The organism is Pseudomonas sp. 43(2021) (assembly GCF_017490805.1).
Lineage (GTDB): Bacteria > Pseudomonadota > Gammaproteobacteria > Pseudomonadales > Pseudomonadaceae > Aquipseudomonas.
Genome location: NZ_JAFGYJ010000437.1, coordinates 1 through 467, shown reverse-complemented (window position 1 = coordinate 467; position 467 = coordinate 1). Strand labels below are relative to the sequence as shown.

Below are 467 nucleotides of genomic sequence, written 5' to 3'. Positions count from 1 at the left end.
GATACGAAACGCTCGTTCCCGTTGACCGGGATGCGAATCGGCACCACCGAAGCGAACATGCCGATCGCGCGCTTCTGCTGTGCGGTGCTTCGGTTGTGCACCGGCATGCCGATCACCACCTCGTCGACCTGAAACGCTCGCGAGAAGTAGAGCGCGAGCACGCCGAACATCACGTGGACGATCGTACATCCGCTCGCCTCGGCGATCCGCCCGAGCCGATCGTACTTCGCGCGCTCGATCGTCAGATTCACCTGGCCGTCGGGAAACGACGCGGGGCGTGCGGCCGCCTCGCTCGAGCGCGACGAAAGCAACGGCGGCGGAAGCGACGAAAATTTGTCCTGCCAGAACTGCGCGTCGCGCTCGTAACGGGACGACTCGGCATACTTGCGGTCGTCGTCGAGCGAATCGAAATAGGAGGGCGTAGGCTCGATGCGCGCCATGTCCGCGCTCGCACGGCGGTTATAGAG

The 467-nt window shown here is 64.0% G+C and carries 1 protein-coding gene; it reads right to left on the bottom strand.

Annotated features, from left to right (window positions below; all coding sequences use genetic code 11):
* On the bottom strand, positions 1-440 hold a 440-nt coding region (locus tag J5M71_RS28040; RefSeq protein WP_243434391.1), incomplete at its 3' end, for a condensation domain-containing protein.
* Positions 441-467: the final 27 nt, after the last annotated feature.